The organism is Streptomyces sp. NBC_00385 (assembly GCF_035917155.1).
Classification (GTDB): Bacteria; Actinomycetota; Actinomycetes; order Streptomycetales; family Streptomycetaceae; genus Streptomyces; species Streptomyces poriferorum.
In genome coordinates this window covers 6,405,025-6,417,832 of the sequence record NZ_CP107951.1, presented here as the reverse complement: position 1 = coordinate 6,417,832, position 12,808 = coordinate 6,405,025, and the positions used below count along the sequence as shown (strand labels likewise).

The 12,808-nt window shown below is 71.0% G+C and carries 14 protein-coding genes; 7 read left to right on the top strand and 7 right to left on the bottom strand.

Annotated elements, in window-relative coordinates; translation table 11 throughout:
* Positions 1-6: 6 nt before the first annotated feature.
* Positions 7-1,692, bottom strand: coding sequence for a regulator (locus OG959_RS28640; protein WP_326663093.1), 1,686 nt, complete (start codon positions 1,690-1,692; stop codon positions 7-9).
* A gap of 316 nt (positions 1,693-2,008) precedes the next feature.
* Here OG959_RS28640 and lipB point away from each other — a divergent pair, with 316 nt between their 5' ends.
* From lipB to OG959_RS28620, 4 genes are all read left to right on the top strand, one after another.
* Entirely contained in the window at positions 2,009-2,821 is an 813-nt protein-coding gene (lipB, locus tag OG959_RS28635; protein ID WP_326663092.1) for a lipoyl(octanoyl) transferase LipB, read from the top strand.
* Between the two features lie 132 nt (positions 2,822-2,953).
* Entirely contained in the window at positions 2,954-3,919 is a 966-nt protein-coding gene (gene lipA / locus OG959_RS28630; protein ID WP_326663090.1) for a lipoyl synthase, read from the top strand.
* Between the two features lie 309 nt (positions 3,920-4,228).
* A complete protein-coding gene (locus OG959_RS28625) occupies positions 4,229-4,429 on the top strand; it encodes an SCO2195 family GlnR-regulated protein (protein ID WP_136330099.1) in 201 nt (66 codons plus the stop codon).
* Positions 4,430-4,448: 19 nt separating this feature from the next.
* A complete protein-coding gene (locus OG959_RS28620) occupies positions 4,449-5,159 on the top strand; it encodes a DUF4191 domain-containing protein (RefSeq protein WP_326663085.1) in 711 nt (236 codons plus the stop codon).
* 107 nt (positions 5,160-5,266) lie between these two features.
* On the opposite strand, the gene OG959_RS28615 is transcribed toward OG959_RS28620, so the two are convergent.
* A complete protein-coding gene (locus tag OG959_RS28615) occupies positions 5,267-5,734 on the bottom strand; it encodes an RDD family protein (protein ID WP_326663083.1) in 468 nt (155 codons plus the stop codon).
* A gap of 276 nt (positions 5,735-6,010) precedes the next feature.
* Between OG959_RS28615 and glnA the strand changes: the two genes are divergently transcribed.
* Entirely contained in the window at positions 6,011-7,420 is a 1,410-nt protein-coding gene (glnA, locus tag OG959_RS28610) for a type I glutamate--ammonia ligase (RefSeq protein ID WP_219568005.1), read from the top strand.
* Positions 7,421-7,504: 84 nt separating this feature from the next.
* Here glnA and OG959_RS28605 read toward each other — a convergent pair whose 3' ends face one another.
* The 4 genes from OG959_RS28605 to OG959_RS28590 form a co-directional block, all read right to left on the bottom strand.
* A complete protein-coding gene (locus OG959_RS28605; RefSeq protein WP_326663081.1) occupies positions 7,505-7,891 on the bottom strand; it encodes a VOC family protein in 387 nt (128 codons plus the stop codon).
* A gap of 118 nt (positions 7,892-8,009) precedes the next feature.
* Complete coding sequence (locus OG959_RS28600; RefSeq protein ID WP_326663080.1) at positions 8,010-9,632, bottom strand: VWA domain-containing protein; 1,623 nt, start codon at positions 9,630-9,632, stop codon at positions 8,010-8,012.
* 22 nt (positions 9,633-9,654) lie between these two features.
* On the bottom strand, positions 9,655-10,854 hold the full coding sequence (locus tag OG959_RS28595; protein ID WP_326663079.1) for an AAA family ATPase: 1,200 nt from the start codon (positions 10,852-10,854) through the stop codon (positions 9,655-9,657).
* 64 nt (positions 10,855-10,918) lie between these two features.
* Entirely contained in the window at positions 10,919-11,416 is a 498-nt protein-coding gene (locus tag OG959_RS28590; protein ID WP_326663077.1) for a hypothetical protein, read from the bottom strand.
* A gap of 135 nt (positions 11,417-11,551) precedes the next feature.
* Between OG959_RS28590 and OG959_RS28585 the strand changes: the two genes are divergently transcribed.
* The gene (locus tag OG959_RS28585) at positions 11,552-11,992 is read left to right on the top strand and encodes a hypothetical protein (protein ID WP_326663076.1); all 441 of its coding nucleotides are present in this window, start codon (positions 11,552-11,554) and stop codon (positions 11,990-11,992) included.
* 61 nt (positions 11,993-12,053) lie between these two features.
* Here OG959_RS28585 and OG959_RS28580 read toward each other — a convergent pair whose 3' ends face one another.
* On the bottom strand, positions 12,054-12,323 hold the full coding sequence (locus tag OG959_RS28580) for a hypothetical protein (RefSeq protein ID WP_148017643.1): 270 nt from the start codon (positions 12,321-12,323) through the stop codon (positions 12,054-12,056).
* A gap of 119 nt (positions 12,324-12,442) precedes the next feature.
* Between OG959_RS28580 and OG959_RS28575 the strand changes: the two genes are divergently transcribed.
* Entirely contained in the window at positions 12,443-12,802 is a 360-nt protein-coding gene (locus OG959_RS28575; RefSeq protein ID WP_326663073.1) for an arsenate reductase family protein, read from the top strand.
* The last annotated feature ends 6 nt before the right edge of the window (positions 12,803-12,808 follow it).

The following is a 12,808-nucleotide window of genomic DNA, read 5'->3' as shown; positions in this document are numbered from 1 at the left end:
CTCCCGTCAGCCCAGCGCGGCCACCCGCTCGCGGTAGCCGCGGACCGCGGCGGCGTCGCGGAAGGGTTCGAGGCGCCGCTCGAAGTCCCGTACGTACTCCGTGGCGCGCACCGACCGCATCTCGGCGGCCTGTTGCGCGGCTTCCGCGCCCAGCCGGCAGGCCTGGTCGAGCTCGCCGAGCCCGAGCCGGGCGGAGGCCAGCACCACCCGGCAGAACAGCCGGCTGCGGGCGTACGCGGGGGCGCGCAGCTGGAGCGAGCGCTCCGCGTGCTGGGCGGCGGTCCGGTACTGCTGGAGGTCGCGGTGGGCGTGGCCGAACTCGTCGGCGAGCTGGGCCTCGTCGAAGTAGCGCGCCCAGTGCGGCACCTCGTCGCCGGGGCGGGAGGCCTCCAGCGCGCGTTCGGCCCGCGCGAGCGAGGCCGCGCACGCCTTGGCCTCGCCCAGGACCCCGTGTCCGCGTGCCTCGACCGCGTGCAGCAGGGCCAGGACGGCGTGCGGGGCGGACGAGCCGACGCCCTGCTGGGCCACCCGCGCCAGCTGCACCGCCTCCCGGCCGTGCCCGAGGTAGACGGCCTGCCGGCTCATCGTGATCAGGACGAAGCTGCCGTAGGCCCGGTCGCCCGCCGCCTGGGCCAGCCGTAACGCCTGGACGAAGTAGCGCTGGGCGAGCCCGTGGGCCGCGATGTCGTACGAGGTCCAGCCCGCGAGCCGGGTCAGGTCGGCGGCGGCGGCGAAGAGCCGCCGCCCGGTGGCCTCCCCGTACGTGCCGCGCAGCATCGGCTCCGTCTCGTGCTCCAGGTACCGCACGAGGGCCTGCCGGGCGTGGCCACCGCCGTAGGCGTTGTCCAGGGTGCGGAAGAGCTCGGCGACCGAGCGCAGGGCGGCGACGTCACCGCTGCTGACCTTCTGGCCGGAGCCCCGCTCGGTCTGCCGCTGCCTGGGGACGCCGGCGGGCCCGGCCACGAGGGCGGCCGGGGAGCCGCCCGGCGCGTGCGGTCCGGCGGGCCGGGACGGGGTGGGCCCGCGCAGTCCGTGCCGGACACCGGGTCCGGGCACGCCGCCCTGCTCGGGCACCCCGGGCACGGACCCCCCGCCGGGACCGCTCCCGCCTCCGTACGGCCCGTGCGCCGCGCCGCCGTGCGTCCCGATGGCTCCGGGCGCCGGGCGCGGCCCTGCGTGCGCCGGGGCGGCCCCGTGCGCCCTGGCGGCCTGGCCCGCGACGGCGGCACCCTCTCCGGCCCGTCCCACCCACTCGTCCGCCCGTCCGATCAGCCAGTCCCGGCTGGGGACGACCAGCCCCGCCGGGGTGAAGGCGATCTTCCGCAGCTCCACATGGCTGCCGGAGTCCTTGCGCCACAGCCCGCTGACGATGTCGACCGCCTCGGCGGGTGTGGCCGCGAACTCCAGGCCCGCGTACACGGGCGCGCAGGCGTCCAGCCCCAGGTCCTGCGCGGAGAGCCGGCGGCCGAGCCGCCTGGTGAAGACCTCCGCGATCAGGGCGGGCGTGGTGCCGCGCGGCTGCTGTCCGCGCAGCCAGCGGGTCACGGAGGTCTTGTCGTACCGCAGGTCGAGGCCGTGTTCGAGTCCGAGCTGGTCCACCCGGCGGGCTAGGCCGGCGTTCGAGAACCCGGCTTCGGTGATGAGTGAGGCGAGTCGGCGGTTGGGGGTGCGCTGCGGAGGTCGTTCCGACATCAGCTGTACGGTCTCCTGCCTACGGGGCCGGGCGGGCAGCCCCTCAGGGACTGTTCTGTGTTCTCCCCGGGGCGTCGCGGTGCTGGGCCGGGCCCGAGGGAACGGCGCGAATTTAGCGGCCTCCGGGCCAACCCCGGCCGCCTTCGCATCACATTCATCCGATCGTGTGAGGATTGAGGGCGGCGCTGACGGGAACCACCTGCCGGGCCCCCGCTCCGGCACCGGTCGTACAGTGGCCGGAGGCGCGATTCGGTGCATGGTGACGGGACCACGGGACACCCCCGGCCCCGGCACCGCAAGTAGAGAGGCTGCTGTCGTGACTGAGCTTCGGTTCGTCCGTCTGGGATTCGGCGAGGAAGCCGTCGACTACCAGGAGGCCTGGCAGAAGCAGCGCGAGGTGCACGCGGCACGGTTCGAGGACACCGTCCCCGACACCTGCCTGCTGCTGGAGCACCCGCCCGTCTACACGGCCGGCCGGCGCACCGCCGACAGCGAGCGCCCGCTGGACGGCACCCCGGTCATCGACGTGGACCGCGGCGGCAAGATCACCTGGCACGGTCCGGGCCAGCTCGTCGGCTACCCGATCCAGAAGCTGCCGCGCCCCGTGGACGTCGTCGCGCACGTCCGCCGGCTGGAGGAGGCACTGATCCGTACGGCCGCCGAGTTCGGCGTGGAGACCAGCCGGGTCGAGGGCCGCAGCGGCGTCTGGGTCCTGGGCGACCCGGTCGAGCAGCGCCCGGCGATCGGCGGTCTTTCGCTCGACTTCGACCCCCGGCTCCAGGACGAGGAGTTCGACGCCCGGCTGAACGGGCCCGAGTACGCCCCGTCCAACGCCGGCCAGCGACGCGAGGACCGCAAGCTCGCCGCGATCGGCATCCGGGTCGCCAAGGGCGTGACCATGCACGGTTTCGCCCTCAACGTGAACCCCGACAACACCTCGTTCGACCGGATCGTGCCCTGCGGCATCCGGGACGCGGGCGTCACCTCGCTCGCGTACGAACTGGGCCGCGACCTCACCATCGACGAGGTGCTCCCGGTCGTCGAGAGGCACCTGCGGGACATCCTGGAGAACGCGGAACTCGCGCCGCGCATCATCGAGCGCGCCGACGAGGCCGTGGCCACGGCCTGACCCTCGGAACACCTCCGCGGGAATAGGCCCTGCCGGCCACAGGTTGGGCAGACGTAAAGCCGTTTGAACTACGGGCGTACCCTGGTGTTCGCCGAAGAATCCAATGCAGCGAAAGCAAAGGGGAGTGCCGGAGTGTCCGCTGTCGCACCCGACGGGCGCAAGATGCTGCGCCTCGAGGTCCGAAACAGCCAGACCCCCATCGAGCGCAAGCCCGAGTGGATCAAAACCCGGGCGAAGATGGGCCCCGAGTACAACCAGCTGCAGAAGCTCGTGAAGAGCGAGGGTCTGCACACGGTGTGCCAGGAGGCCGGTTGCCCCAACATCTTCGAGTGCTGGGAGGACCGCGAGGCCACGTTCCTCATCGGTGGCGACCAGTGCACCCGGCGCTGTGACTTCTGTCAGATCGACACGGGCAAGCCGCAGGCGCTGGACCGGGACGAACCCCGCCGCGTCGGCGAGTCGGTCGTCACGATGGACCTGAACTACGCCACCATCACGGGCGTCGCGCGCGACGACCTGGAGGACGGCGGCGCCTGGCTCTACGCGGAGACCGTCCGCCAGATCCACGCGCAGACCGCGGAGCGGGAGGGCGGCTACACCAAGGTGGAGCTGCTGATCCCCGACTTCAACGCGGAGCCCGAGCAGCTCGCCGAGGTCTTCTCCTCGCGCCCCGAGGTGCTGGGTCACAACGTGGAGACGGTGCCGCGGATCTTCAAGCGGATCCGCCCCGGCTTCCGCTACGAGCGCTCCCTGGAGGTCATCACCCGCGCCCGCGAGGCCGGTCTGGTGACCAAGTCCAACCTGATCCTCGGCATGGGCGAGACCCGCGAGGAAGTCAGCCAGGCACTCCGGGACCTGCACGACGCGGGCTGCGAGCTCATCACGATCACGCAGTACCTGCGGCCGACGCCCCGCCACCACCCGGTCGAGCGCTGGGTGAAGCCGCACGAGTTCGTGGAGCTCAAGGAGGAGGCCGACGCGATCGGTTACTCCGGTGTGATGTCCGGGCCTCTCGTCCGCTCCTCGTACCGCGCGGGCCGGCTCTTCCAGCAGGCGATGGAGCGGCGTGGCGCGGTGGCCCCGGCGCCCACCGCGTAGCGGCGTCCGTGTGAATCCGGGCACAAGAAGCTACTGAACAGTAATGGCTGGTTCGACGCGGCCCGTCCGCTCCTCGCAGGTCCGAGGCGCGGATGGGCCGCGTCGGCGTGCGCGACGCCCGTATCAAGGTTTCATTGGTGTTTGACCGACCGGTCACGCGCTGGTAACACCAAGCAGTGACCCTGGATACAGGCAGCGCAGTGGTTCTCGCGGCCGCGTCGCCCCTGCGCCCCGTATCCAGTCCGCGCAGCACACTCCGCCCGCCGGGCACCGCCCGGTGAGCGCATCCGTTCCGAGGGGACTTCCACGATGCAGGCCGTGCCGGTACGCGCCACCGCCCTTCCGTCCGTCACCGACGCCCTCCGCGCCGTCGAGTCGCTGCTGCTGAGCAGCGGCCAGCGCACCGCCCGCCGAAACGCCTGGACGGCCGTCCTCGAGGACCGCCGCCGGGCCAAGGACCGGGTCGAGTCCGAGTACGTACTGGAGGCCGTGGCCGACCACCGTTCCTAGGCCACGTAAACTTCATTGCATGGCGAGGAAGGCAAAAACCACTGAAGGCGCGGACAGCGCCGAGAACGCGGGGCGGCTCAAGCAGATCGCCCTGACCTACAAGATGACCAGGCGGTCCGACTCCAAGATCGGGCTTGTCGTCGCGGGTGTGGGAATCGTCACCTTCGGTGTCCTCCTCGCGATCGGTTTCCTGATCGATCACCCGGTCTACCTGGGCATCCTGGGCTTCGTGCTCGCCCTCCTCGCGATGGCGATCGTCTTCGGACGGCGTGCCGAGCGGGCGGCCTTCGGGCAGATGGAGGGGCAGCCGGGCGCCGCTGCGGCCGTGCTGGACCGCGTGGGCCGCGGCTGGAGCACGACGCCGGCGGTCGCGATGAACCGCAGCCAGGACGTCGTCCACCGTGCCGTGGGCAAGGCGGGCATCGTGCTGGTGGCGGAGGGCAACCCGAACCGGGTGAAGAGCCTGCTCGCGGCCGAGAAGAAGAAGATGGCCCGCATCGTGGTCGACGTACCCGTGCACGACATCATCGTCGGCAACGGCGAGGGTCAGGTGCCGCTCAAGAAGGTGCGCACGACGATGCTGAAGCTGCCGCGCGTCCTGACCGGCCCGCAGGTGACGGCCGCCAACGACCGGCTGCGCGCCATGGGCGACCTGATGAGCAACATGCCACTGCCGAAGGGCCCCATGCCGAAGGGCATGCGGATGCCGCGCGGCGGAAAGATGCGCTGAGCGGACTGAGAGAACGCACGAAGAGGGCGGGTCACGAACCACCGGTTCGCGACCCGCCCTCTTCGTGTTGCTCCGCTTCGTGTCCTTCCGCCCGTCGCGCCCGTTCCTCAGGTACGGATCTGAACCGCACGGGCCAGCCGGTCGTGCAGACCGCGGCCGTCGCGGTCCCAGACCAGGGCCGGGATCACCAGGCACAGCAGCACACTGCGCACCAGAACCCGCCCGAACCCCAGACGCCCACCGTCCTCGGCGACGACCTTGACGCGCAGCAGGCGCTTGCCGGGTGTGCAGCCGATGGTGCCGACGGTGAGCACACTCAGTACGAGAAAGACGCCGAGCGCCCAGTTTCCGGTCGCCTGCTGGTCACCGCGAGCGAACAGCCCGTATGCGATCAGCATGCACAGGGCCCAGTCCACGAAGATCGCGCCGAACCGCCGTCCGAGCGGCGCCACCGCACCCGGGCCCTGCTCGGGAAGCCCGAGCCGCTTGCCCCGGTAGCCGAAGTCGGCGCCCATCTCCTCGGCGGCCGCACGCGGCCCGGAGAGCCACGATCCGATTGCTTGCCTATTGTCCACCCGACCACGGTACTGCGCCCGCTCCCGCGCCCTGCCGGGCGGGGGCCGGGAGCCTCGGGGACATCGCGCCGAAACCGGTCCGGAACGTGCCGGGAACCGGCCGCGGCCGCGCACATGAGGTGCCGCTCACACCCGGCTCGGTTAACTTCGGCGAAACAAATGGGTCATGCTTGAGAAATCCGGTCTGCCTATGGTCGGGTCCAGCGTGTGCCACCGCACTGGCCACACAACGAGCTGCAACCCCGTCCCTCCCGGGCCGGGAGTAGGAGGAGTTGGATGTTCCAGAACGCCGACGACGTGAAGAAGTACATCGCCGACGAAGACGTCAAGTTCATCGACGTCCGGTTCTGCGACCTGCCCGGTGTGATGCAGCACTTCACCATCCCGGCGGCGGTCTTCGACCCGACCGAGGAGCTCGCCTTCGACGGCTCCTCGATCCGCGGCTTCCAGGCCATCCACGAGTCCGACATGGCCCTGCGCGCCGACCTGTCGACCGCCCGTGTCGACCCGTTCCGCCGCGACAAGACCGTCAACATCAACTTCTTCATCCACGACCCGATCACCGGCGAGCAGTACAGCCGTGACCCGCGGAACATCGCCAAGAAGGCAGAGGCGTACCTCGCCTCGACCGGCATCGCCGACACCGCGTACTTCGGCCCCGAGGCCGAGTTCTACGTGTTCGACAACGTCCGCTTCCAGACCTCGGCGAACGAGTCCTTCTACCACATCGACTCCGAGGCCGGCGCCTGGAACACCGGGTCGGAGGACAACAACCGCGGTTACAAGGTCCGTTACAAGGGCGGCTACTTCCCGACCCCGCCGGTGGACCACTTCGCCGACCTGCGTGCCGAGATCTCCATGGAGCTGGACAAGAACGGCCTCCAGGTCGAGCGCCAGCACCACGAGGTCGGCACCGCCGGCCAGGCCGAGATCAACTACAAGTTCAACACGCTGCTCGCCGCGGCCGACGACCTGATGCTCTTCAAGTACATCGTGAAGAACGTCGCCTGGCGCAACGGCAAGACCGCGACCTTCATGCCGAAGCCGATCTTCGGTGACAACGGCTCGGGCATGCACGTCCACCAGTCGCTGTGGGCCGGCGGTTCCCCGCTGTTCTACGACGAGCAGGGCTACGCGGGCCTCTCGGACATGGCGCGCTACTACATCGGCGGCATCCTGAAGCACGCCCCGTCGCTGCTGGCCTTCACCAACCCGACGGTGAACTCCTACCACCGCCTGGTCCCCGGCTTCGAGGCCCCGGTCAACATGGTGTACTCGCAGCGCAACCGCTCCGCCGCGATGCGCATCCCGATCACGGGCTCCAACCCGAAGGCCAAGCGCGTCGAGTTCCGCGCCCCGGACCCGTCGTCCAACCCGTACCTCGCCTTCTCGGCCCTCCTGATGGCCGGCCTGGACGGTGTCAAGAACAAGATCGAGCCGCCGGAGCCGATCGACAAGGACCTCTACGAGCTGGCTCCCGAGGAGCACGCCAACGTCCAGCAGGTCCCGACCTCCCTCCCGGCCGTGCTCGACGCCCTCGAGGCGGACCACGAGTACCTCCTGGCGGGCGGCGTCTTCACGTCCGACCTCATCGAGACGTGGATCGACTTCAAGCGCACGCACGAGATCGCCCCGATCCAGCTGCGCCCGCACCCGCACGAGTTCGAGCTGTACTTCGACCTCTAGGCAGCAGGTGGCTCAGCAGTACTGAGCAGGGCGAGGGCCGCTACCCCATGACCGGGGTGGCGGCCCTCGCCCGTTCGTCGTTCTTCACCGGCTGTGGACGATCTGGATCAGGTTGCCGCAGGTGTCGTCCAGGACCGCGACCGTCACCGGACCCGCCTCCATCGGTTCCTGGGTGAAGCGGACTCCGAGGCCGCGCAGCCGGGCGAACTCCGCCGGGACGTCGTCCACCGCGAAGGAGGCGGCCGGGATGCCGTCGTTGACCAGGGCCGTCTTGTACGGCTTCACCGCGCGATGGCCGTCCGGCTCCAGGAGGAGTTCGGTGCCGTCGGGGTCCTCCGGCGAGACCACGGTCAGCCAGCGGTCCTTGCCGACCGGGACCTCGGCCTTCTTCACGAAGCCCAGCACGTCCGTGTAGAAGCGCAGGGCCTTGTCCTGGTCGTCGACGAAGACGCTGGTCAGGTGGATCCTCATGGTGCTCTCCCGTCTGTCGGGCCCGAGCGTCGGTCTGCGTCCGGCTCGGGCGGGGCCGGTGTTCCGATCATGCATGGCCGCGACAGCCACCGGCACCCGGGCCGGGCGTGAGGGCCGTTCAGATGAGCCGGAAGAGGTCGCCGGCCGCGTGCGTTTCGGCCAGGTCGTCGATGCTGCGGAGGTTGTCGCACAGGGCGTCGAGGACGGTGCCGGGACCCGTGGCCCGCGGGGCGCCGACGGCCACGCCGAAGGTGCGGAAGCCGAGGGTGTGCTTGGCCTCGTTCCAGCTGCGCATCCACTGCTCGCTGATGCCGCACTCCCCGTCGGTGATCATCACGATGTCGCCGCGCCTGCGTCCGTCGGTGTTGAACTCCTCTTCCAGCAGCCTGACGGCCGCCGCCAGCGGGGTACGGAACTCGGTGCCGCCGCCGAAGAAATGCTCGGCGAAGTCCAGAACGTCGGCGATCGGGACCGGTCCGGAAGCCGGGAAGCGGCATACCTTCACGGAGTCGTCGGACGAGAACAGGATGCCGACGAAGGCGCGACGCGACTGGCGGGCCTGGTCCAGCAGGGCCAGGGCGCACGCCTTCGCCCACGCCTCCCGGGTGACTCCGCCGGGTCCCGGCTCCTCCATGGAATACGAGCAGTCGACGCACGCGATGATGGCGCCCTTGCCCGTCGTCTCCTCTCCGCGGCTGTCGTAGAGCATCAGCCGCGACTCGGCGAACCTCGCGGCGAACACGCTTCGCATGGCCGGGACGGCGAGGTCGGCCAGCTCGGACGGGATGAGCCGGGAGAGGTCGTCGCCCAGGGTGATGCCGACGTATTCGCCCCGGGCCTGCTCGACCTTACGGGCGCGCTCACCGGCGGCCATCTGCCGGAACCGGCCGATGAGGTCCGCGAACCGCCCCAGCCGGCCCGCGCGCAGCCGCTCGGCGAGCCGGGCCCGTTCGGCGTACGGCATCCGCTCCAGCTCGCCCGGACCCACCCCCCACGCACGCATCAGCCCGGCCTCCTCGTAGGCCTGGTCGGCGGCTGCGGCAACGGCGTTCCGGATGGCGGCGCGGACCCCTGGAGCCGCCGCTGCCACCGCCTGCGCGGCCTCCTGGACCGCCTGCCGCGCGGCGGACTCGGCGGCCTCGGCTCTGCCGAGCGCCTGTCTCAGGGCGGCGGCCGCCTCGTCCGGCACCGTGCCGTCCGTGTCCGCCGCCGCTGTGGCCTGCCGGTACTCCTCCGGCACGGCCGCTGCCGCCCGGTCGGCATTCCGCCGGGCTTCCGCGGCCCGCCCGGCCCGCGCGGCGGCTTCCTTCGCCCGCTCCAGCATCCCGTACAGGGCGTCGGACAGGGCCAGCACCGCCATGGCGGCGGCGTACGGGTCGCCGGCGGTCTCGCGCAGCAGCCCGGCGAACTCCGGGCTGTCCGTCAGGGCTGTGACCACCAGGTGGTTGACCAGCCGGGAGGGGGCCATGGCGGCCCGGTCGCGCAGCTGGGGGCCGGCCTTGCAGGCGGCCAGGAACACGTCCGTGAGCAGGTCCTCGGTGTGGTCGTAGCGCGCGTTCAGACGGTGTGTGAGATCCCGGAGGCCGGTGATCCCGTCATGGACCTCGCGCCAGGTCATCGTGTCGAACCGGTCGGCGACGACCACGGCGGTGGGCCTCGGAGGCCGGGGGGTCGTGGCCGGGCCGGGCCGCTTCCCCGCGGGGCCGATCGGCTCCTCGGTGCTGTTCAGGGCCTTGGGCATGACCGGGCCGCCCCCTCGCCGTTCAGAGCTGTGCCTGCACGAGGCTCGCGTCCACGCCGAGTGCCTCGGTCAGGACGCGGGCGTGGACGGCGCGCCTGCGGGTGATCACGTGCTCGACCGAGGCCGTGGAACGGCCGGCGGTCCGGGCCTCCCGGTGGAGCCTCTCCAGGAGCTTGCCGGCCTTGTTGAGTTTGGTGATGGCCTCCTTGATCGCCCAGTCGCCGAGGGCCTCACGGGACTGCCCGGCCTTCGCGTCGAGCTGGGCCTCCAACTCCTCGATGGCGTCGGCCAGGTCGAGTGCCTCCCTGGCGTCGGGGTTGACGAGGTGCAGCACCTCGCGCTCGACGGTGGGGCGTTCGGCGGGCGAGTCCCACAGCACATGGGTGAGGACCGAAAGGTCGCTCTCGCCCACCTCGTCGCGGCCGTCGAGATACGCGCTCGCCTGGAGCAGTCTCACCGACTGGCGCCACCGGCGGTCGGAGGCGATGAGTTCCTTGCGGCGCAGGGCGGCCCGCAGGGTGCACACTGCGTCCACGACACTGTCCGGGACGGCCACGGCCGGCACGGCGCCGGTCACGGCGTGCTGCAGCTCGGCCAGTTCCACCGTGGTCCTGGTACGGGCGGCCGGAGCGGTGACGGCGGAGCGCACCAGCCCGGCGAAGTGGGACGGGTCGGCGAGGTAGCCGACTTCGAGCCGGACGAGCAGCCGGTCGTAGATCGCGGCGCTCTCGTCACCGGTGGGCAGCTCGTTGGACGCGGTGATGGCGCTGATCAGGGGGCAGTGGATCGGCTCACCGCCGTTCTCCGGGTGGTAGACGCGCTCGTTGAGCAGGCCCAGGGTCTCGTTCAGCGCCGCTGTGGAGCATTTGAAGATCTCGTCGATGAACGCGATGTGCGCCGTTGTGGCCCGGCCGTCGAAGATCTGCCGGTACTCGCCCCGGCTCAGGGCGCCCACGTCGATCGGGCCGAACATCCGGGTCGGCGCGGTGAACTTGCTGAGCAGGATCTCCCAGTAGTTCGCGTGCACGATCCGGCCCGTCAGCTCGCGTGCCAGTTCCGACTTCGCGGTGCCGGGAGGACCGAGTACGAGTGCGTGCTGACCGGCCAGCATCGCCACCGTCAGCGTGCGTACGACCTCGTCCCGCTCGTAGAACAGGTCCGACAGCTCACCGGTGATCATCCGCAGCCGTCCGGCGGTGTCCGGTGCGTGGGCGTCGCTCATGGCGCGCACGGTACGCGGCCGGGGCGGCCCCGATCAACGCGATCCGTGGCGGCCCCTCGCCCGTTCAGTGCCGCAGCGCCTGGCCCACCTCGGCCTTGATGTCGCCGTCGAGCTTCCGGTTGCTGCGGGCGGTGGCGTCCTTGGTCTTCTTGGAGGCCACGTCGTCGACCGTCACCACGACCGTGTCCTGCAGCTTGCCGTCCGCGTCCTTGAAGTTGATCTGCACGGCGTAGGACTGCGTCGAGCCGGTGCTGTTCGACACGGTGACCTTCGAGGTCACCCGGCCGTCCGCGTCGGTGGCCGGGGCGCCCGCCTTGACGTCGCCGCTCGCGTTCACGCCGTCCTTGAAGCTGTTCAGCTTGTCCTCGGCGGCGGCCGTCGCCGAGGCGACCACGTCGGACCCCTTGGAGGCGACGGACGATGCCACCGACGAAGCGGCCGACGCCGCCTTCGACACCGTGCTCGACGCGCTGTCCCCGTCGTCCGAGCAGGCCGATGCCGTGAACGCCACCGTCATCGCCACCAGTACCGCGCTCGCGCCCCGTACGCCTCGCCTCGTCATCGTGCCTCCCAGCACTCGTCCGTCGGCCCAAGTCAATGCGGCGGCGGAGGGGTGCGCATGTGGTGTAGGCCGACCGGGTGAGGGGGTGGTGGACGTGGGGTCGCGGGCGGAGCGCGGACCACCGAGTCTGGAGGGATGAGCGAGCAGGCCGCCCCCGGCGCACCGGCCCCGCCGCCTCCGAGGAGGCGGCGGCTGTGGCCGTGGGTGCTGTTGCTGATCGCCGTACTCATCGCGCTCGGGGCCGGTGCGGTCTCCGCCGTGCTGGCCCGTGAGGTCTCGGCGGAGAGTGCGCGCACGGTACACATCCGGTACGAGGTCACCGGCGCCGCCGAGGACGTGACGCTCACCTACAGCTCGTGGAAGGGTGAGGAGTTGTCGACCGCACGGCTGACCCTGCGGAGCCTGCCGTGGACCGGGGAACTGGACACCAAGGGCTTCATGAGCGGCGGTTCGTTCGAGGTCAGCCTCGGGAAGTCGGGCGGTGACGTGGCCTGTTCGGTGACGGTGGACGACGGCACCCACCGCACTGACAGGGCCTCGGGTGCGTTCGCCACCGCCACCTGCGACGGGTACTGAGCAGGGACCGTGCCCCCGGTCTCCCGGGGGCACGGTCCCTGACGGACGGTGGGCCGGCCGGTCAGCGGCCGTAGCGGATGAGTGCGCGGACCATGCGGCAGGTGGTGTCGGACGGCGGGTGGATGGCGAGGCGCTCGGCGGTCGTGCGTATCCGGGCGTTGCTCGCGCTCGACGGGTAGTACACGCCCGTGTCGAGCAGGGCGATCGCCAGACGCATCGCCTTCAGCCGGCGATTGTGGGAGACGTACCACTCACGGGGACGGCCGGCGGGGAGCGGCTTCTTCTTCAGGGGTGTGTCGAGCGGCTTGGTCGTGACTGCGGCTACGGCCATTGGCAACCTCCTGGCGCGGTGGTGGAACCCTCACGAACTACCCCCATTTTACTGCCCACCACTGACAATCGCCCCTGGCCAGAGGGGTTTTCGGGGGTCCATCGCGTACCTTTGGCCCCATGGAGATCTGGATCAATCCCGCCTGTTCCAAGTGCCGCAGCGCGCTGACGCTGCTCGACGCGGAGGGCGCCGAATACACCGTCCGCCGCTACCTGGAGGACGTGCCGTCGCCGGACGAGATCAGGGACGTGCTCGGCCGGCTGGGGCTGGAGCCGTGGGACATCACGCGGACGCAGGAGGCGGACGCGAAGGAGTTGGGGCTCAAGGAGTGGCCGCGCGACGCGGATGCGCGGGAGCGCTGGATCACGGCCCTCGCCGAGCATCCGAAACTCATCCAGCGGCCGATCATCACGGCGCAGGACGGAACGGCCGTGGTCGCGCGCACGGACGAAGCGGTCCGGGACGCTCTGGGGCGCTGATCGCGT

Bases quoted from the DNA above. Each gene is read 5' to 3' on its own strand.
- OG959_RS28640 (WP_326663093.1), bottom strand. From the start codon at position 1,692: ATGTCGGAACGACCTCCGCAGCGCACCCCCAACCGCCGACTCGCCTCA.
- OG959_RS28625 (WP_136330099.1), top strand. From the start codon at position 4,229: ATGCAGGCCGTGCCGGTACGCGCCACCGCCCTTCCGTCCGTCACCGAC.
- OG959_RS28620 (WP_326663085.1), top strand. From the start codon at position 4,449: ATGGCGAGGAAGGCAAAAACCACTGAAGGCGCGGACAGCGCCGAGAAC.
- glnA (WP_219568005.1), top strand. From the start codon at position 6,011: ATGTTCCAGAACGCCGACGACGTGAAGAAGTACATCGCCGACGAAGAC.
- OG959_RS28605 (WP_326663081.1), bottom strand. From the start codon at position 7,891: ATGAGGATCCACCTGACCAGCGTCTTCGTCGACGACCAGGACAAGGCC.
- OG959_RS28600 (WP_326663080.1), bottom strand. From the start codon at position 9,632: ATGCCCAAGGCCCTGAACAGCACCGAGGAGCCGATCGGCCCCGCGGGG.
- OG959_RS28595 (WP_326663079.1), bottom strand. From the start codon at position 10,854: ATGAGCGACGCCCACGCACCGGACACCGCCGGACGGCTGCGGATGATC.
- OG959_RS28590 (WP_326663077.1), bottom strand. From the start codon at position 11,416: ATGACGAGGCGAGGCGTACGGGGCGCGAGCGCGGTACTGGTGGCGATG.
- OG959_RS28585 (WP_326663076.1), top strand. From the start codon at position 11,552: ATGAGCGAGCAGGCCGCCCCCGGCGCACCGGCCCCGCCGCCTCCGAGG.
- OG959_RS28580 (WP_148017643.1), bottom strand. From the start codon at position 12,323: ATGGCCGTAGCCGCAGTCACGACCAAGCCGCTCGACACACCCCTGAAG.
- OG959_RS28575 (WP_326663073.1), top strand. From the start codon at position 12,443: ATGGAGATCTGGATCAATCCCGCCTGTTCCAAGTGCCGCAGCGCGCTG.